Source organism: Clostridium prolinivorans, from assembly GCF_004011155.1.
GTDB classification, from domain to species: domain Bacteria; phylum Bacillota; class Clostridia; order Clostridiales; family Clostridiaceae; genus Clostridium_AT; species Clostridium_AT prolinivorans.
Genome location: NZ_RJWG01000001.1, coordinates 65,101 through 85,851 on the forward strand (window position 1 = coordinate 65,101; position 20,751 = coordinate 85,851).

The window sequence follows — 20,751 nt, forward strand, 5'->3', positions numbered from 1 at the left end:
ATCAAATCTAATTACGCTCTTTTTTTGAAAAATTATTGCTGCCAATTAACAGTTATAATTCCAGTAGAATTTGTTGGAGTTGTATACGTGTGGTTAGAACCACCTTCCCAAACAACAGAAGAACCATTTTTCTTTATAAATTTAAATTGAATATTTGTATTAGAGGGAACGTTTACATCATAATACCATGTAGGATATTTATAAACTACTTGATTAAATATAGGGCCTATAGCTTTATTTGTATCCCAATTACCTAATTCAGCAGTATTGCCAACTAAATATAGATTTTCTCCTAAATTTGTATTAGCATTATTTACTACAAATCTTACTAATACTTGAGAAGATGTTAAAACATCAAAATTATTAAAAGTGTTACTCGTTAAACCTGATGTAGTCTTTAAATATACTCCAATTTTTCCAGGCTGAATTGAAGGAACTGTAACTTTAATTTCAGTATCACTCCAAGAAATAACTGTTGCAGCTGTACTACCGAAATATACATTTCCTTTAGTACTTCCAAATCCTCTGCCATCAATTACAATTGTTTGACCAGGTTTTGCCATAGGATGTCCAATATGTCCAATTGTAGGATTATTAGTATTTGAAGTATATTGCCAAACAGCTGCACTGCCAGCAGGAAGAGTAAACGAATTCACTGAGCCGTTACTGTTAACAGTGATGCTATTACCAGAAACTATTCCGCTTAAAAAATCTGAATATGTTCCACTTGGCAAAGATGTATAAATTCCATTAACACTGACACTGTTATTTAAATTTTTGTTTATTGCAACTAAAACTACGCTATTACCGAATTTTCTTTCATAAGTGTAAACATCATTATTAATCCATTTTTCTGTTGTAGTTCCATAAGAAAGTGCAGGATTTGTTTTTCTAAGTGGTGCTAATTTTTGAATAATTTTATAAGCAGTTGTTGTTTTATTAAAACTTGCCATCATTGCTCTATTGTTTGGATCTCCGTTGCCAGTCATATATTGTTCTGTACCATAATATATAGCAGGAACGCCACGAGATGTCAGTAATAATGTTAAAGCTAAATCTGTTTTTCTTGTGTTTCCATCATTTATAGTAAATCTATCCATATCGTGATTATCAATAAAAGTAACTTGATCATTTATGTCTTCATAAGAATTGTAAGTATCAGTAATCATTGAATTTAGACCATACATTGTGTCGGTATTATCTCTAAAGACTTGTCTAACTTTTTGAGCAAATCTGAAATCTAAAAGGCTCATGCCACTATTATTAGCAAAATAATGATTATTTAAATCAACTTCATTGGTACCTAAAAACCATTCACCAAAAGTAAATACGGGCTTATAACTATATATAGAGTCCATAAAATTTTTTTGCCATCCCATAGGCATATGTTTTACAGCATCCATTCTTATTCCGTCGATACCCATATCTAACCATTTTTTTATTGATTCTTTAATATATGAATCAACTATATTATTTTGATGATTTAAATCTGCTAAATCAAATAAATTTTTATATATACCATCTTCTAATGTAGAAAAATTAGTTCCACCATTATGATGGAATATTCCATTTGTATCATTTGAATAACCTGCAATTAGTGAACCGTTATCATAGAGGCGTCCGTTTTCAGCATAATTAACATTATCTTGATCAGCAGGAGATGTATGATTAGGAGCAAAATCAATTATTACTTTAATGTTTTTTGCATGAGCAGCATTTATTAAATTTTGAAAATCAGTAAATGAACCAAAGAATGGGTTAGTTTTTTTAAAATCTCTTGCCCAATATCCATGATAAGAAGTACTTCCATCACTTAAAACGGAATAAATATTTTCAATAGGCTGAGAAATCCAAATTGCAGTAATACCCATATCGGATAAATATCCATCATTAATTTTATTTATAATGCCTTGCCAGTCTCCACCAAAATATTTTTTTAGTTGAGTTTTAGATGAATCATATAAAGTTCCAGTAGGATTGTTTGATGTATTACCATCATAAAAACGATCTGTAACAATTTGATAAATTACATCTGTAGAGAAATTTACCTTATTTGATACAGAAGAATCACCACTATAAGTTGATGCTGTTAGTGCTTTAGGCGGATTATTAATGTATAGAGAAAATAATAATATAAAAGAAAGAATAAAAGGAAATAATTTGTTTTTTATTAAGGCATTAAATTTACGCATATTAAAACCTCCTTAATAATATAATTTATTAAACGTTTAAGTTAATGAAATTATATTCATTATAACAAGATAAAATGGAAAATTCAATAATTAAATAAAAATTCTGTAAATTTTTATTTAATAAATGGTAAAGTAAATAATTCATAATATAAATATAAATTTATTTAGAAATGTTTTGGTTAGACTATTAATTATAGTAAATAAGAAAACAATTTAAAGTATATTTTTATATCATTGTATTATTGAAAAAATTACAAAAAAGAATTTAGCGAAAAATGCAATATTTTGTATTAATTTATGTTTTAAAATTTTTCTAAAAATATAGACAAACGTTTGCAAAAATATTATAATATAATTAACTTAAACATTTAAGTTAATGAATTAAAATTTAATTAAGGGGGAAGTAACATTGAAAAAGTCATTAGCAATTATTCTTTCAACTGTTTTAGTTACATCATTAATGACAGGATGTGCAAAGAAGCCAGTTGAAGAAAGTGAAACAGAGAGTAATGCTCAAACAAATACTGAAGCAAAAGCAGAATTAAAGCCAGAAGAAGGAGCTTCACTAGTTGTTTGGGAAAGTGAAGGAGCAGAAGGAGAATACATGAAATATGCTGCTCAAGAATTTGAAAAAAAATATGGTGTTAAGGTTAAATATGAGGCTGTTGATCATATAGCAACAGCTGGAAAACTACAACAAGATGGACCTGCAGGAGTTGGAGCAGATGTTATATCAGCACCACATGATAATTTAGGAAAGCTTATTGCAGCAGGACTTATAAGACCTAATAACAATCCAGATAGAATAAAAAAAGATTTCATTGATGCAGCCGTAAACGGTGTAAGTATGGATGGAACAGTTTATGGTTATCCAACAGCTATTGAAACATATGGTTTAATATATAATAAGGCATTAATTAAAGAAGCACCAGCTACTTATGAACAAATAATTGAATTTGCTAAAACTTTTAATAATCCAAAGGAAAAGAAATATGCACTTTTATGGAATGTTGGAGATGCATATTTTTCATATAGTTTTTTAAGTGCAAATGGTGGTTATGTATTTGGTAAAAATGGTACTGATAAAAACGATTTAGGGTTAAATAATGAAGGTGCTATAAAAGGTGCTGAGTTTTTTAAGAGCTTAAATTCAATAATTCCATTAAAGCAAAAAGATGCTAATTATCAGTTAGTAGATGGTTTATTCTCGACAGGAAAGGCTGCTATGATTATAAATGGACCATGGGCACTTGAAGGATACAAAAAAGCTGGAATTGATGTTGGTGTTGCAAAGCTTCCAACGTTTGAAGGAAAGCAGCCAGTCAGCTTTTCAGGTATTAGAAGTCTTTTTGTAAGCTCATTTACTAAATATCCAAATGCTGCTGCATTATTTGCAGATTTTGTAACTTCAGATGAAATGTTATTAAAGAGATTTGAAATGACTAAACAGCTGCCTCCAGTTAAAACTTTAGCTGAAAAAGAAGAGATAAAGAATGATCCACTAGTTGCTGGATTTATGGATCAAACTCAATTTGCACAACCAATGCCATCAATTCCACAAATGAGTCTTGTATGGGATCCACTAGCTGCTGCATTTTCAACAATTTGGGATGGAAAACAAGAGCCAAAAGCAGCTCTTGATAAGGCTGTTCAAACAATAAAAGATGCTATAGCTGCACAAAAATAAAAAATCAATATTTAATTTTATATATTATAGATATGTGCTTAAGCACATATCTATAATAATTATATAATAAGAGGTGAAAAAATGGAAAATAAAAAAAAATTATCATGGCTTTCATACTTAATTATGGGATCAGGCCAGATTTTAAAGGGAGAACATATAAAGGGTATAATTTTACTTCTTATTGAAATAGTAACAATTGTTTTAGGTGTTCCTTATTTTGCCAATGGGCTATGGGGGCTTTATACTCTTGGTGAAACAAAATTTCATTATAATTCAAAAGGCATTGCGGTATATGACCATTCAATTTTTTTGATGTTACAAGGTATAATTTCTATTTTTTTAATAGCTATTTTTATTGGCGTTTATATTTATAGTATTAAAGATGCCAGAAAACCTAAAAAAGAAAAAAAGGAAAGTTTCAAGGAAGTAATTGATAGAAATTTCCACTATATAGTAATGACACCTGGAATGTTATCATTAATGTTTTTTATTTTATTACCAATAATATTTACTGTACTTATAGCTTTTACAGATTATTCATCACCATATCATCTGCCACCTAGAAATCTTATTAATTGGGTAGGCTTACAAAACTTTAAAGAGTTATTTGGACTTAAGATTTGGAATGAAACTTTATCAGGCATATTTATATGGACAGTTGTTTGGGGAATACTTGCAACAGTTACAAGCTATTTTGTAGGATTATTATGGGCGTTAATAATAAATTCAGCAGGAGTTAAAATTAAAAAACTTTGGAGAACAATATTTATTATTCCATATGCAGTACCTGGACTTATATCAATGCTTGTTATGAGACTTTTATTTAATGGTTCAGGACCAATAAATGATTTGTTTGAAAGTATAGGATTACCAAGAATAGGATGGTTAACTGATCCTACTATGGCAAAGGCTACTTTGGTAATGATAAATATGTGGCTTGGAGCACCTTATTTTATGGCTCTTATGACAAGTATATTAACAAATATACCAAAAGATTTATATGAATCATCAGATATAGATGGTGCAACAGCATGGCAGAAGTTTAGACATATAACATTACCAATGGTATTATTTTCAACAATGCCATTATTAATATCAAGCTTTGCCTATAACTTTAATAATTTCATGCTAATTTATTCAGTATCAGATGGAGGACCAGTTAATGCTTCATATAGATATGCTGGAGATACAGATATTTTAATTTCATGGATATATAAAATGACTTTAAACCAACAACAATATCATATGGCTTCAGTTGTAACAATATTTATATTTGTATTTATAGCACCAATTGTTGCATATAGTTTTACAAGATCTAAATCCTTTAGAGAGGAGGACCTAGTTTAATGAATATTAATAATTATACTAAAAAAAATAAAAGGAAACTTACAACTAAGGAAATAATATTAAAAGTAATAGTATATACGTTTCTTGTGCTAAATAGTATATTTATACTTTTCCCTATACTTTGGATTATAGGTTCTTCTCTTAATCCAGGTGATAGCTTATATTCATCAAGTATGATACCTAAAAATCCAACATTTATTCACTATAAAGAGTTATTTACAAAAACAGATTATCCAATTTGGTATAAAAATACGTTAAAAATTGCTTTTTTAAATATGATTATATCAACAATACTTACTACATTTAACGCATATGTATTTTCAAGATTTAGATTTAAGGGAAGGAAGGCAGGACTTGTTACAGTTCTTGTACTTCAGGTATTTCCAAGTTTTTTAACTCTTACCGCTGTGTATACATTACTTTTGCAGCTTAATTTGCTTAATACACATTTAGGATTAGTTCTATTTTATTCAGGTGCACAAATACCTGGGAATACATGGCTAATAAAGGGATATTTTGATCAAATTCCAAGAAGTTTAGATGAAGCCGCAAGAGTTGATGGAGCATCAAATTTTATAACATTTACAAAAATTATAATGCCTCTTGCAACTCCAATTATGGTATTTTTAGCATTGACTACATTTATAGGACCTTGGATGGATTTTATATTCCAAAGTTTAGTTTTAAGAAGTGCTGACAAAAAGACATTAGCTATAGGACTTATGGATATGGTTACAGGACAAACTAATACTAAGTTTACATTATTTGCAGCAGGTGCAATATTAGTTGCTATTCCAATAGTTACATTATTTGTTATAACTCAAAAATATGTTGTAGAAGGATTATCATCAGGTGCTGTAAAAAGCTGATGTAAATATATTCCCTTCCTGCATTGACTGTTCTATTCATAAGAGTATAATATAGATTATCATTAAAAAGGTTGATTTTATTTATTGCATTGGTGTGGAGGGAATATATGAGAAAAGCTACTTTAAAGGATATAGCAAAGGAGGTAGGAGTCTCAGTTGCAACTGTATCTTATGTATTAAATGGAAATCCAAAGCAAAGTATTTCAGATGGAACAAAGGATAAGATAATACAAGTTGCAAATAAATTAAACTATGTTCCAAATCTTGCTGCAAGGTCATTAGTTATGAAAAAATCAGGGCTTATAGGAGTTTTGATTGTAAAGAGTAAACAAAATAAATTGCCTATAATGACAAACCATTATTATAAATTGCTTGAAAATATTGAAGAATATCTTGCTGATAAAGGATACCATGTGTTGTCATCAAACATAGATTTAGATGAACCTAATTTAGATATAATAAAGCAAAGAGATTTAGAAGGTGTACTTGTTGTAGATGTTGATAAAAGTATATTTTATAATATATCAATAAAGTTTACTGTACCAATAATTTTAATAGACACATATTTAGATGATATATTATTTCATAAGGTAATAGTAGACTATGTTGAATGTGCAAAAAAGATAGCTGATTTATACAAAGTTAACATAAATGATTCAGTTATTTTAATACCAAAATTAAATAGTAAAGATTTAATGAATGAATTATTAGAAAAAAATAAAGATAAAATAATATATTTTGTTGATTCAAAAGAAAAAGTAGAGTGTATAGTAAAAAAATATAAAGATAGACATTTTATAGTTGTATCAGAAGAATTAGGAATACTTATGAATAATTATATAGATAATAAAAATTTATCTGTTATATGCATAAATGATCAGGAATATCTTTTAAAAGAAGATATAAATAAAGTATCAATAAATTTAAATCAAATGGCAAAAGTAATAGTTAATATTTTATTTAAATATATTGATGGAAATTTTAAAAATAATAAGTATACAATTATTAAGGCAGATTAATCTGTCTTAATAATTATTTTACTTAAACGATTAAGTTTTGGAGGAATATATATGTTTAAAGAAGCAATTTATCATGAAAGTGATAGCACATATGCTTATCCATTAGATGAAAAAACTTTATGTCTTAAACTTAGGACTAAAAAAGATGATATTTATAATGTTAAACTTTTATATGGAGATAGATATGATACTTCTAAGATAGTTACAATGTATGAAATTCCTATGAAAAAAATTTTTACAGATGATTTGTTTGATTACTATGAGATAACAATATCACCAAAGTTTAATAGAATTTGTTATTGCTTTAAGTTAGAAGATAAATGTGAAAAAATATATTATGCACAAGGAAGATTTTACAATATATTACCTGAGGATAGAAATAAATATTTTATATTCTCATATATTTGCAAAGGGGATTTATACAAAGCCCATGATTGGTGGAGACAATCAATATTTTATCAAATATTTGTTGATAGATTTAATAAAGAAGAAATTGATGAGAATTGGTTTGATGAACCAACTAATAAAAGAATGTTTGGAGGAAATATAAAAGGGATACTAAATAAATTAGATTATATTGAAGAACTTGGAATAAATGCAATATATCTAACTCCCATATTTGAATCACCTAGCTGTCATAAATATGATACTATAGATTATTACAATATAGATAAATCTTTTGGCGATAAGAGTATATTTAGAGAATTTGTAAATAGATGTCATGAAAGAGGTATAAAGATTATACTAGATGCAGTATTTAATCATACAAGTGATGAATTTTTTGCATTCAAAGATGCTATTAAAAAAGGTAAAAAATCAAAATATTATGATTGGTACTTTTTTAAAGAAGACGGAAGTTATGAAATGTTTGGACATTCTAAAAATATGCCAAAGCTAAATACAACAAATAAAGAAACTAAAAAATATCTTTTAGAAGTTTCCAAGTATTGGATAGAAGAGTTTGATATAGATGGATGGAGATTAGATGTTGCAAATGAAATAGATCATAAATTTTGGAGAGAGTTTAGGGAGGTTGTTAAAGATGCAAAGGAAGACGCAATAATAATAGGAGAAGTTTGGGATGGAGCAGAGAGCTATCTTAAAGGAGAACAATACGATTCAACTATGAATTATCCATTTATGAATATAGCACTTGAAGTATTTGCTAAAAATACAGCAACATTAAATGAATTAGACTGTTTTATACAAAACCTATTTGCAAGATATAGAAAAGATATAAGATATAATCTTCTAAACTTAATAGACAGCCATGATACAGCGAGATTTTTATATGAATGTGGAAATGATAAAGAAAAATTAAAATCAGCTGTATTTTATATGTTTACTTCTATTGGAATTCCAATGATATTTTATGGTGATGAAGTAGGTTTATCAGGTGCAACAGATCCATATTGCAGAATGACCATTGACTTTGAAAACATAGATAAAGATTTATTTGAATTTTATAAAAATATGGCAAAAATAAGAAAAACATCGAAGGCACTTCAAGAAGGAGAATATAGTAAAATATTTGTAAATAAAAATGTATATGCATATAAAAGATACACAGAAAATGAAGAAATAATTTGTGTATTTAACATAGGAGATAAAAATGAAAAGGCTGATTTAGGAATCAATGGTGAAGTTTTAGATTTATATGCAAATAAATTTATAAATATAAATAATGTACTAGAATTAAAGCCATATGAAAAATTTGTTTTAAAATTAAAATAAAGTAGCAATAAATTATATTAAAAAATTTTAGCTATATTGCATAGATAAAAAATAAATACAATCCAGTAGAATATATTTTGATATGCTTATACTTATAATAAATATTTTTATCCCCTATACTAAAAAGATTTTGTTATATAAGGGCGAGCATATCATTTTAAATTACTACTGGATTTTTTATATTAAGTTAATTTATAGTAATTTTCATATTCAAAACTATGAAAATACTATTGTATTTTTATATAAAATAATTTAAAATGATATAGAAAAGGATTTCTAAAAAATAATAAAGAGGTGTTTATGTATGAGTAAATTTAAATATGTACCTCCAGCTAACGGATATCCTGAATGGAATAATAATCCGCAAATTTTTGAGGTTAATAGAATGAAAGCTCATTCAACGCTTATGCCTTTTGATACTGTTGAAGAAGCATTGGAAGGGAATAAATTTAATTCTAAATATTATCTATCTTTAAATGGATTGTGGAAATTTAATTTTGCTGAAAATCCTGATAAAAGGATTAAAAATTTTTATGAAAATGATTACGATGCTAGTTCTTGGGAGGAAATAAAAGTACCTTCTAATTGGCAAATGCAAGGGTATGATTATCCACAATATACAAATAAAATATATCCTTGGTATGGTAAAGAAAATATAAAGCCACCAACAGCACCTACAAAGTACAATCCTGTAGGTTCATATATAAGAAATTTTAATATACCAAAAGAATGGGAAGGTAAACCTTTATATATAAGTTTTCAAGGAGTAGAATCTGCTTTTTATGTTTGGGTAAATGGAGAATTTGTAGGATATAGCGAAGATACCTTTACTCCATCGGAATTTGATATAACACCGTATATTAAAAAAGGAGAAAACAAACTTGCAGTAGAAGTTTATAGATGGTGTGATGGAAGCTGGTTAGAAGATCAAGATTTTTGGAGATTAAGCGGTATTTTTAGAGATGTTTATTTATATTCTACACCAGAAGTACACATATATGATTTTGCAGCAATTCCTGATCTTGATATTGATTATAAAAATGCAAATTTAACTATAAAAGCGAATATAATAAATTATTATAATAAATCTATGGAAACTTTAAATTTAGAGGCAATGCTTTATGATAAAAACAAAAATAAAGTATTAAATATGCAAACTATGACAACAGATATAGATTTAAATGATAAACACGAATGTGAAGTTAAATTTTCATCTTTTATTGAAAATCCATTAAAATGGAGTGCTGAAGTTCCTAATCTTTATACATTAGTACTTGTTTTAAAAAATAGTTTAGGCAATATAATAGAAACAATAAGCTGTAAAATAGGTTTTAGAAAGTTTGAAATTAAAGATGGACTTATGAAAATAAATGGCAAAAGAATACTATTTAAAGGTGTCAATAGACATGAATTTAGTCATATAGATGGAAGAGCTATAAGTTATGATGATATGTTATATGATATAAAACTTATGAAAAAGTTTAATATAAATGCGGTTAGAACTTCACATTATCCCAATAATGAAATTTGGTATGATCTTTGTGATGAATATGGTTTATATGTTATAGATGAAACTAATTTAGAAACTCATGGAATGTGGGAATTAGGACATTATAAAGAAGAAGAAATTATTCCAGGAAGTCATAAAGAATGGACTGATGCAGTTATAGATAGATGTAATTCCATGTTTCAAAGAGATAAAAATCATCCATCTGTTATAATATGGTCTCTTGGCAATGAATCTTATGGAGGAGAAAATTTTATAAAAATGCATGATTTCCTTAAAGAAAATGATCCAACAAGATTAGTTCATTATGAAGGAATTTTTCATAATAGAGATTTCGAAGATGCATCAGATATAGAAAGTCAAATGTATACAAAGCCTCAAGACGTAGAAATGTATGCTTTAAATAATCCTAAAAAACCATTTATTCTTTGTGAATATAGTCATGCAATGGGAAATTCTTGTGGGAATTTATTTAAATATTGGGAATTATTTAGGAAATATCCTGTGCTTCAAGGAGGGTTTATTTGGGATTGGAAAGATCAAGCTATACTTACTAAGACACCTGAAGGAATAAATTATTTAGCTTATGGCGGAGATTTTAATGATAGTCCAAATGATGGTAATTTTTGTGGCAATGGTTTATTATTTGCTGATAAAAGTTTAAGTCCTAAAATATATGAAGTAAAAAAGTGTTATGAATCTATACATGTTAATAAAGTAGATTTAAAACGAGGAATAATAAAAATATATAATGAGTTTTTATTTACAAATTTAAATGAATATAAGCTTGAATGGAATATAACTAAAAATGGAGAAGTAATTTCTAATGGAAGTTTAGATATAGATATAGAGCCACAAAAATCAAAGGAGATTATAATTGAGTATAATTTGCCACAAAATGCTTTGCCTTATGAAGAATATATTTTAAACATAAGTTTTATATTAAAGAAAGATACTATTTGGGCAAAATCAGGACATGAAATTGCATTTAAACAATTTATTCTTCCTGTTGAACAAAATAATAAAGAATTAAAAATAATAAATTATCCAGAGATTTTTATTTATGATAAACAAAATAAATTAAATATTGAAGGTAAGAATTTTACAGTTATTTTTGATAAAATAAAAGGGGAAATTATATCTTATAAATTTGATGGAGTAGAACTTTTAAAAGAGGGAATAAGACCTAATTTTTGGAGAGCGGTAACAGATAATGATAGAGGCAATATGCTTGAAAAAAGGTGTGAAACATGGAAATATGCCGGAATATTAAAAGAACTTAAAAATATAAATATTGAATTTTACAAAACAAAAGTAGTTTTATACTCTGAATTTGTTATTCCTGCATCAAATTATTCAATATGCAAAATTCAATATGAAATATTAGGTAATGGTGAAATAAAAGTAAGTGAAAATCTTATTCCAGGAGAAAATCTTCCTGAAATACCAGAAGTAGGTACATTGTTTATTATGAATTCAAATTTTGAAAACTTAGTATGGTATGGCAATGGACCTCATGAAAATTATTGGGATAGGAAAGAAAGTGCTAAAATAGGTATTTATAATGGAAAGGTTTGCGAACAGTATGTGCCATATTTAAAACCACAAGAATGTGGTAATAAGACAGAAGTTAGATGGGCTTTATTATCTAATAAAGAAGGTACAGGACTATTGATAAAGGGAGATCCTGTATTTGAATTAAATGTTTTACCGTATTCTATAGAAGAATTAGAAAAAGCTGATCATAATTACAAACTTCCTATTAGTGATAAAGTTGTAGTAAGGATAAACTATAAGCAAATGGGAATTGGTGGAGATGATAGCTGGGGTTCAAAGACTCATCCAGAATTTACTTTATATGCAAATAGAAATTATAAATTTTCTTATACTATAAAAGGAATAAAAAAATAAAACATATAAGTAATAAAACTCTAGGATATATAACTAGAGTTTTATTGCTTAAATAATATATAATAAATTTATAAATAATTCTAATAATTTAAAAGGGGAATGCAAATGAGAAAGTATAAACTTCTTATTGTAGACGATGAAGTTGAAGTTAGAAAAGGAATTATAGAAAAAATAGATTGGAATTTTATAGGATTTGAAATAGTTGGAGAAGCTGAAAATGGCAAAGAAGCACTTGAAGTGTTTGAAAAAACTTTGCCAGATGTACTTATTACAGATATAAATATGCCTTTTATGAATGGTTTGGAATTATCTTCGATTATTAGGGAAAAATATCCTACAACTAAAATAATTCTTATAACAGGTTATGATGAATTTGAATATGCCCATAAAGCTATAAAACTAAATGTTTTAGAATATATATTAAGACCTATTTCATCTTCAGAACTTACAGAAATACTTATAAAAATTAAGAACAAAATAGATAATGAAATTGCTGAAAAAGAAAATATAGAAGCTTTAAGAGAGTATTTTAGAAAAAGTCTTCCTATATTAAAAGAAAAATTTTTAGTTTCACTTATAACAAGTACTTTAACAAAAGAAGAAATTGAGGAAAAAAGTAAGAGTTATAATATTGACTTAAGTGGGAAAAATTACATGGTATCTATTGTTAGTATAGATTTTTCAAGTAATCAAAAGGATTTTAAAGAAGAAAAAGAGCTTTGGAAATTTTCTGTGCTTAATATTGTAGAAGAAATTATAATTAAATATAATTTAGGAGTTGCTTTTATAAATAATGAAACAGTTGTTATTATAAGCAAATCAGATGATTATGATAGAAATAAAATTATTGAAATGAATTTTAATGCATTAGAAGAATTAAGGCAGACTATAGAAAAATTTTTAAAATTTACTGTAACTATAGGTATAGGAAACCTATGTAATGATATAACTAAATTAAACCAATCTTATCAAAATGCTGTTGCTGCACTTGATTATAAAATTTTTATGGGAAATAATAGAATTATATGGATAGAGGATATAGAACCAAAAAGTGCTGATAAAGTTGTATTTGATGAGCTTAAAGAAAGAAGCTTGGAAAGTTCTATAAAGGTTGGTACATTAGAAGAAATTTCAGATACCATAGATAAACTTTTTAAAGAAATTTCAGATTTTAAGGTATCTTTTAAAGATTATCAAATATATGTGATGGAAATGCTTACAACAATTTTAAAAGTTGCAAGGAATTCAGATATAGATATTAATGATATTTTTGGAAGCAATCATAATTTATTTATAGAATTATATAGTTTAAATACAATAGAAGAAGTACAAAATTGGTTTAAAAATATTTCAATTAAAATAAGAAATTATATAATTAAGGGTAGACAGGATACTGCAAATGAATTAGTTGAAAAAGCAAAAGAATATGTAAAAGAGCATTATAAAGAAAGTGACATAAATATTAATAAAGTTTGCACTTATCTTCATATAAGTCCAAATTATTTTAGTTTTATATTTAAAAGAGAAACAAAAACAACTTTTATAAATTATTTGACTCATGTAAGAATGGAAAAGGCGAAGGAACTTTTAAGAACAACTAATATGAAAACTTTTGAAATTGCAGAAAATGTAGGCTATTCGGAGCCTAATTATTTTAGTTATAGTTTTAAAAAGAGATTTAATCTATCACCTTCAGAATATAGAAACAGTATAAAAGAAAAAGTACAATAAGGAGTTTGAAATAAATGACCGAACTAACTAAAAAAATAAGCAATTTTATAAAACTTAAAAGTATACAATCAATAATTACAGTATCTTTTGCTTTTATAACTGTTATTTTTATGGTTTTTATAAGTGTTATATTATCAGGAAAATTTTCAGATACAGCTAAGCAAAATGTAAGTAAAAGTACAATGCATGTTATTGAACAAATAAGTTTTAATGTAGAAAATTATAGAAATAACATGATAGATATTGTAAATTTAATAGATGAAAATATTAATAAAACTGACAATATTAATAGTTCAAAACTTGTTGAAAAGCTAGATGTTATACTTGATATGAAAGATGATATAGTTTCTATAGCATTATTTTCAGATAAAGGCAAAATTATTATAGGTGATCCTTTTTCAAAACTTAAAAATAATGCTGATATAATAAACCAAGAATGGTTTATAAAAGCAAATGAGAATAATGGTCAAGTATTTATATCATCACCACATGTTCAAAATTTATTTGAAGTTAAACACAATTGGGTAATATCTTTAAGTAAAGCTATTACTTTTAACTATGGAAAAGAAAAAATAAATGGGATACTTCTTGTAGATATAAATTTTAGTTCTATAGAACAATTTTGTAAAAAAATTAGTTTAGGTGAAAGAGGATATGTATATATAATTGATTCAAAAGGAAATTTTATATATCATCCTCAGCAGCAACTTATATATTTAGGGCTTAAAAATGAAGATATTAAAGATGTATTAAAAACTTACTATGGAACGACTATTCAAAATACTGATAAAGAAGAAAGACTTATAACAGTAAAAACTATAGGAAATAGCGATTGGAGAGTTGCAGGAGTATCCTATATGGATGAATTTTACAAAATAAAAAAAGATATAACAAATTTTTCGGCTGCAATTTTAGCTCTTGCAATAATATTTATTATTTTATTGTTTATTTTTATTTCAGCTAAAATAACAAAACCTATTAAAGAACTTGATAATTCAATGAAAAAAGTTGAAGAAGGAGATTTTAATATAAAAGTTGATATTAATGGAGATAAAGAAGTTGTACATTTAGCTAAAACTTTTAACATAATGGTTTCAAAAATAAGACAGCTTATGGATCAGATAGTTATAGAACAAGAAGCAAAAAGAAAAAGTGAATTAGATGCTCTTCAAGCTCAAATAAATCCACATTTTTTATATAATACATTAGATTCAATAGTATGGATGGCTGAAAATGGTAAAACTCAAGATGTTATAACAATGGTAACTTCTCTTGCAAGACTTTTTAGAATAAGTATAAGCAGAGGAAGAAATATAATTACTGTAAGAGAAGAAATAGAACATGCAAAAAATTATTTGATAATACAAAAAATAAGGTTTAAAAGCAAATTTAAATTTAACATTGAAGTTGAAGAAAAGGTACTTCAATATAAAACTTTAAAACTTATACTTCAACCAATTATAGAAAATGCTATTTATCATGGGATTGAATATATGTTTGAAGAAGGAAATATAACTGTTTCTGCTAAAGAAGTAAATGGTAAACTTTTGTATGAAGTAACAGATAATGGTTTAGGGATAAAACCAGATATTTTAGAAAATATACTTTCATATAATTCTAAAGAAAATGGAGGGGCAGGAGTTGGAATAAGAAATGTTCATGAAAGAATACAGCTTTGCTATGGAAAAGAATATGGATTGGAAATTGAAAGTGAATTAGAAGAAGGAACTAAGGTAAAGCTTTGGCTGCCTATAGTAAAGGATGGGAACGATGAAAAATAAAATAATATTAATTTTTATTTTAATTAGCATTATTATTTCTGCTGCTTTTTATGGTTTTCATATTTATAAAAATAAAGGGGAAAGCAGTATTGACAGAAGAGTAAATATTGATTTTATTGTAAAAATAAATACTGATCAATACTGGAACTCTGTATATTTAGGAGCTCATGAGGCGTCTAAAGAATTTAATGTGAATATGACTTTTATAGCACCAAGTGTGGAATATGATGTATCAAAACAAGAAGAATTGTTTTTAAATTCTTTAGAAAAAAATGTAGATGCTATTGTATTAGCTGCTTCTGATTATGAAGGAATGAAAAATTTAGTACAAAAGGCTTATGAGAAAAAAATTCCTGTTATAACAGTTGACTCAGGAGTAAATTCTGACAAGGTAGCAAGCAAAATATCTACTGATAATTTTAAAGCAGGTAGTATAGCTGCAGAGAAATTAATTGATGCAGTAGGTGAAAGAGGCAATATAGCAATTATAAATTTTGATAAAAAAAGTGAAAGTGCATATAAAAGAGAATCTGGTGTAATCAATGTATTAAAACAACATCCTGAAATAAATCTAATAAGCAAAAAATATTGTTATTCAAACGAAAAAACTGCCTATAATTTAACTAAAGATATGCTTTTAAATTATGATAAATTAGATGGCATAATTACTCTAAATAATTCAGCTTCACTAGGAGCAGCTCAAGCTATAGAAGAATTAGGTCTTGGTGAAAAAATCAAATTAATTGCTTTTGATAATACACCTCTTGAAATTCAATATTTAGAAAAAGGTATAATAGATTTAATTGTTGTACAAAATCCATTTAAAATGGGTTATCTTGGAATTAAAAATGCTGCTATGGCTGCAAGAGGAATTGATGTAGATAAAGAATTAAATATAGAAACTAGAATTATAGATAAAAATAATATTTATACAAAAGAAAATCAAAAATTTATATTCCCCATTACTAGATAAATATATAAAAATTATTAAATTCTATTGTGTATGTTTACAACACAGTAGAATTTTTATATAACACAGTAGGATTTTATATTATCTTTATATAACAAGGATGTTATTATTAATACATGAAAACGATATATAAATTGAAAATAAAGTATAGGGGGAATATTCTATGAATAAAAAATTAGTTGCGACAGTATTAGCGGCATCATTAGTACTTGGAGGTTGTGCTTCAAAATCAACTTCAACAAATGAAAATGGTTCTTCAGGAAGTTCATCAAAACTTCCAAAGATAGGTGTTACTATATATAAATTTGATGATAATTTTATGTCATTTGTAAGACAGTCAATTGAAAAAGGAGCTAAAGATAAAGCTGATGTAATACTTAACGACTCACAAAATGACCAAGCTAAACAGCTTGAACAAATTGATGCTATGATTTCAAAAGGAGTTAAAGCACTTGCAATTAATTTGGTTGATCCAAAAGCAGCAGGTAATGTTATAGAAAAAGCTCAAGCAGCTGATCTTCCTGTAATATTCTTTAATAAAGAGCCTGATGCAGCTGCATTAGCAGGATATGATAAAGCCTGGTATGTTGGAACTTTATCAAAAGAATCAGGAGTTATGCAAGGTGAATTAATATTAGATGAATGGAATAAAAATAAAGATAAATGGGATTTAAATAAAGATGGAAAAATCCAATATGTATTATTAAAAGGAGAACCAGGACATCCAGATGCTGAAGCAAGAACTAAGTATGTTATTGATACTATAGTTCAAAATGGAGTTGGAGTTGAAAAAATAGCTGAAGATACAGCTATGTGGGATACTAATAAAGCTGCAGAAAAAATGGATGCATGGCTTGCTAAAAATGACGGTAAAATAGAGGTAGTTATTGCTAATAATGATGCTATGGCATTAGGTGCTATAACTTCACTTGAAAAAGTTGGATACTTCAAAAACGATAAATATATGCCAGTATTTGGTGTTGATGCTATTCCAGACGCACTATCTAAGATTAAAGAAGGTAAAATGGCAGGAACAGTATTAAATGATGCTAAAAATCAAGGACAAGCTACTCTTGATTTAGCTATAAATGCTGCTAATGGAAAAGATGTTGTTTCCGGAACTAAATGGAAACTAGATGATAAAAAAGCAGTTCGTGTGCCTTATGTAAAGATTAATAAAGATAATGTAAGCTTTGCAGAAGAAGCATACAAATAAATAAAATAAATATGAGACACACTTAAAGTGTGCCTCATATTATTTAAAATTTAGTGGATAGGAGGGAAATCCATGGATAATACAGCAAAAGAAACAAACAATACAAAATATATATTAGAAATGATAAATGTATCTAAGGAATTTCCTGGAGTTAAAGCATTATCAGGTGTAACACTTAAAGTTAGACCAGGTACTGTTCATGCTCTTATGGGTGAAAATGGTGCTGGTAAATCAACTCTTATGAAATGTTTATTTGGCATATACCATATGGATGAAGGTGAAATTTATTTAGACGGTAAAAAAGTTCATTTTCAAAATTCTAGACAAGCTTTAGATAATGGTGTTTCAATGGTTCACCAGGAATTAAATCAAGTTAGACAAAGAAATATTATAGATAATATTTGGTTAGGACGTTACCCTAAAAAGGGGCTTTTCATAGATGAAGAAAAAATGTATGAAGATACAAAAAAAATATTTGAAGAACTTGATATAAATCTTGATCCAAGGCAAAAAATAAATACTTTATCAGTATCTCAAATGCAAATGGTTGAAATTGCAAAAGCAGTTTCTTATGATTCTAAAGTAATAGTTATGGACGAACCAACTTCTTCACTTACTGAAAAAGAGGTTGAACATTTATTTAAAATAATAGAAAAATTAAAAAAGAAAAATGTAGGAATTATATATATTTCTCATAAAATGGAAGAAATCCTTAAAATATCAGATGATGTAACTATAATGAGAGATGGTCAGTGGATTGCCACAAAACCAGCAAAAGAATTAACTACAGATTTGATAATAAATATGATGGTTGGAAGAGATTTATCTAATCGTTTTCCTAAAAAAACAAATAAGCCTGGTAAAGTTATATTAGAAGTAAAAAATTTAACTGGAGAAATACAGCCATCAATTAAAGATATAAGTTTTGATTTAAGAGAAGGAGAAATACTTGGAATAGCAGGATTGGTAGGATCAAAAAGAACAGAAATACTTGAAGCTTTATTTGGAATTAGAAAAATAAGTTCTGGAAGTATTAAACTACACGGAAAAGAAATTAAAAATACTAATCCTAATACAGCTATGAAAAATGGGTTTGCACTTGTAACTGAAGAAAGAAGAGTAACTGGTATATTTGATAGATTATCTGTAAGTTTTAACTCAGTTATTTCTAATATAGAAAGTTATGTTAAATTTGGATTTTTATCTAATAAAAATATAAGCAGAGACACTCAGTGGGTTATTGATTCAATGAGAGTTAAGACTCCTAGCCAAAAAACTGTAATAGGAACTCTTTCTGGTGGAAACCAGCAAAAGGTTATCATAGGTAGATGGCTTTTAATTAAACCTGAAATATTAATGTTAGATGAACCTACAAGAGGTATAGATGTTGGTGCTAAGTTTGAAATTTATCAGCTTATGAATAATTTAGCTGCAGAAGGTAAGTCAATAATAATGGTATCATCAGAAATGCCAGAGCTTTTAGGTACAACTGATAGAATATTAGTTATGAGTAATGGAAGGGTTGCCGGTATAGTTGAAACTAAAAATACAACACAAGAAGAAATAATGAGATTATCTGCAAAATATTTATAAAATATTATGTTAGATTGCATATAATTTAAAACTGAGAAGGAGGATTTTGCTATGGAAAATAAAAAAGTTTCTTTCGATGCAAAAAAAACAGGGCAATGGCTTATGAACAATGCAATATATGTAGTTTTAGCGGTATTAATAATAACTATAATTGTAATAGAGCCTGATTTTTTATCAATGAAAAACCTTATGAATATATTAACTCAATCATCAACACGTATAATAATAGCTTTAGGAGTTGGAGGTATATTAATAGCTCAGGGTACTGACCTTTCAGCTGGACGTATAGTAGGACTTTCAGCTGTTATATCAGCTTCATTATTACAAGCAACTGATTATGCTTATCGTATGTATCCGAGTTTACCTAAATTACCAATAGTAATTCCAATATTACTTGCTATATTAATTGGAGCTATTATAGGACTTCTCAATGGAGTGGTAGTTTCATTACTTAAAGTTCCTCCATTTATAGCTACACTAGGTATGATGATTATAGTTTATGGTTTAAGTTCAATATATGTTGACCGTCCACCTCTTGGAGCACAACCAATAGGAGGTTTTGATAAAGGTTTTAAAAATTTTGTTACTGGAAGTTTCAATATATTTGGATTTCAATTACCTCATTTAATTGTTTATGCACTTATAGCAGTTGTAGTTATATGGGTTCTTTGGAATAAAACAAAATTTGGTAAAAATATGTATGCTATAGGTGGTAATCCTGAAGCAGCTGCTGTATCAGGTGTTAATGTTACAAAGTATTTAATAATAATATATATTATAGCTGGAGCATTATATGGTTTTGCTGGTACTTTAGAAGCAGGACGTGTAGGTAGTGCAACAAATAATACTGGTAATATGTATGAACTAGATGCTATCGCAGCCTGTGTTGTTGGTGGAGTATCAACTTCAGGAGGTATAGGTACAGTTCCTGGAATTATAACAGGAGTTTTAATATTCCAAGTTATTAACTATGGGCTAGCATTTTTAAATGTTAATCCATATTTACAATATATAGTTAAAGGTTTGATTATAGTTTCTGCTGTTGCAATTGATATAAGAAAATATGTAAAGAAAAAATAAATATAAAGCTGTTAATTTGTTATTGATATGCTTCCTTTATATGTATATAGTTGAATTAATAAAATTGTTTACATAAAGGAAGCATATTAATTTAAATAATTAATTAATTATTTT

Annotated in this window: 13 protein-coding genes; 12 read left to right on the forward strand and 1 reads right to left on the reverse strand. The window is 27.0% G+C overall.

Going from position 1 to position 20,751, the window contains the following annotated elements:
• Positions 1 to 32: 32 nt before the first annotated feature.
• A complete protein-coding gene (locus EGD97_RS00310) occupies positions 33 to 2,192 on the reverse strand; it encodes an alpha-amylase family glycosyl hydrolase (RefSeq protein WP_127836310.1) in 2,160 nt (719 codons plus the stop codon).
• A gap of 409 nt (positions 2,193 to 2,601) precedes the next feature.
• Between EGD97_RS00310 and EGD97_RS00315 the strand changes: the two genes are divergently transcribed.
• The 12 genes from EGD97_RS00315 to mglC all read left to right on the forward strand — a co-directional run bounded on the left by EGD97_RS00315 (position 2,602) and on the right by mglC (position 20,637).
• A complete protein-coding gene (locus tag EGD97_RS00315; RefSeq protein ID WP_127836311.1) occupies positions 2,602 to 3,879 on the forward strand; it encodes a sugar ABC transporter substrate-binding protein in 1,278 nt (425 codons plus the stop codon).
• Positions 3,880 to 3,960: 81 nt separating this feature from the next.
• Positions 3,961 to 5,226, forward strand: a complete 1,266-nt coding sequence (locus EGD97_RS00320; protein WP_127836312.1) for a carbohydrate ABC transporter permease — start codon at positions 3,961 to 3,963, stop codon at positions 5,224 to 5,226.
• Complete coding sequence (locus EGD97_RS00325; protein ID WP_127836313.1) at positions 5,226 to 6,095, forward strand: sugar ABC transporter permease; 870 nt, start codon at positions 5,226 to 5,228, stop codon at positions 6,093 to 6,095. The genes EGD97_RS00320 and EGD97_RS00325 overlap by 1 nt, the downstream gene beginning before the upstream one ends.
• A gap of 107 nt (positions 6,096 to 6,202) precedes the next feature.
• Positions 6,203 to 7,114, forward strand: a complete 912-nt coding sequence (locus tag EGD97_RS00330; protein WP_127836314.1) for a LacI family DNA-binding transcriptional regulator — start codon at positions 6,203 to 6,205, stop codon at positions 7,112 to 7,114.
• Positions 7,115 to 7,165: 51 nt separating this feature from the next.
• Positions 7,166 to 8,848, forward strand: a complete 1,683-nt coding sequence (locus EGD97_RS00335; protein WP_127836315.1) for a glycoside hydrolase family 13 protein — start codon at positions 7,166 to 7,168, stop codon at positions 8,846 to 8,848.
• Positions 8,849 to 9,152: 304 nt separating this feature from the next.
• On the forward strand, positions 9,153 to 12,266 hold the full coding sequence (locus EGD97_RS00340; RefSeq protein WP_078681108.1) for a glycoside hydrolase family 2 TIM barrel-domain containing protein: 3,114 nt from the start codon (positions 9,153 to 9,155) through the stop codon (positions 12,264 to 12,266).
• Positions 12,267 to 12,371: 105 nt separating this feature from the next.
• On the forward strand, positions 12,372 to 13,997 hold the full coding sequence (locus EGD97_RS00345; RefSeq protein WP_127836316.1) for a response regulator: 1,626 nt from the start codon (positions 12,372 to 12,374) through the stop codon (positions 13,995 to 13,997).
• A 14-nt stretch (positions 13,998 to 14,011) separates the two neighbouring features.
• The gene (locus EGD97_RS00350; RefSeq protein ID WP_127836317.1) at positions 14,012 to 15,778 is read left to right on the forward strand and encodes a sensor histidine kinase; all 1,767 of its coding nucleotides are present in this window, start codon (positions 14,012 to 14,014) and stop codon (positions 15,776 to 15,778) included.
• Positions 15,768 to 16,751, forward strand: coding sequence for a substrate-binding domain-containing protein (locus EGD97_RS00355; RefSeq protein ID WP_164850135.1), 984 nt, complete (start codon positions 15,768 to 15,770; stop codon positions 16,749 to 16,751). Before EGD97_RS00350 ends, EGD97_RS00355 begins: the two co-directional genes overlap by 11 nt.
• Before the next feature lie 160 nt (positions 16,752 to 16,911).
• Positions 16,912 to 17,964, forward strand: coding sequence for a galactose/glucose ABC transporter substrate-binding protein MglB (gene mglB, locus EGD97_RS00360; protein ID WP_127836318.1), 1,053 nt, complete (start codon positions 16,912 to 16,914; stop codon positions 17,962 to 17,964).
• Between the two features lie 72 nt (positions 17,965 to 18,036).
• Positions 18,037 to 19,557 (forward strand): galactose/methyl galactoside ABC transporter ATP-binding protein MglA, encoded by a 1,521-nt coding sequence (gene mglA / locus EGD97_RS00365; RefSeq protein WP_078681104.1) that lies wholly within the window; start codon positions 18,037 to 18,039, stop codon positions 19,555 to 19,557.
• A 51-nt stretch (positions 19,558 to 19,608) separates the two neighbouring features.
• Complete coding sequence (mglC, locus tag EGD97_RS00370) at positions 19,609 to 20,637, forward strand: galactose/methyl galactoside ABC transporter permease MglC (RefSeq protein WP_078681103.1); 1,029 nt, start codon at positions 19,609 to 19,611, stop codon at positions 20,635 to 20,637.
• Positions 20,638 to 20,751 lie beyond the last annotated feature (114 nt).

Bases quoted from the DNA above. Each gene is read 5' to 3' on its own strand.
- EGD97_RS00310 (WP_127836310.1), bottom strand. From the start codon at position 2,192: ATGCGTAAATTTAATGCCTTAATAAAAAACAAATTATTTCCTTTTATT.
- EGD97_RS00320 (WP_127836312.1), top strand. From the start codon at position 3,961: ATGGAAAATAAAAAAAAATTATCATGGCTTTCATACTTAATTATGGGA.
- EGD97_RS00325 (WP_127836313.1), top strand. From the start codon at position 5,226: ATGAATATTAATAATTATACTAAAAAAAATAAAAGGAAACTTACAACT.
- EGD97_RS00330 (WP_127836314.1), top strand. From the start codon at position 6,203: ATGAGAAAAGCTACTTTAAAGGATATAGCAAAGGAGGTAGGAGTCTCA.
- EGD97_RS00335 (WP_127836315.1), top strand. From the start codon at position 7,166: ATGTTTAAAGAAGCAATTTATCATGAAAGTGATAGCACATATGCTTAT.
- EGD97_RS00340 (WP_078681108.1), top strand. From the start codon at position 9,153: ATGAGTAAATTTAAATATGTACCTCCAGCTAACGGATATCCTGAATGG.
- EGD97_RS00345 (WP_127836316.1), top strand. From the start codon at position 12,372: ATGAGAAAGTATAAACTTCTTATTGTAGACGATGAAGTTGAAGTTAGA.
- EGD97_RS00350 (WP_127836317.1), top strand. From the start codon at position 14,012: ATGACCGAACTAACTAAAAAAATAAGCAATTTTATAAAACTTAAAAGT.
- EGD97_RS00355 (WP_164850135.1), top strand. From the start codon at position 15,768: ATGAAAAATAAAATAATATTAATTTTTATTTTAATTAGCATTATTATT.
- mglB (WP_127836318.1), top strand. From the start codon at position 16,912: ATGAATAAAAAATTAGTTGCGACAGTATTAGCGGCATCATTAGTACTT.
- mglA (WP_078681104.1), top strand. From the start codon at position 18,037: ATGGATAATACAGCAAAAGAAACAAACAATACAAAATATATATTAGAA.
- mglC (WP_078681103.1), top strand. From the start codon at position 19,609: ATGGAAAATAAAAAAGTTTCTTTCGATGCAAAAAAAACAGGGCAATGG.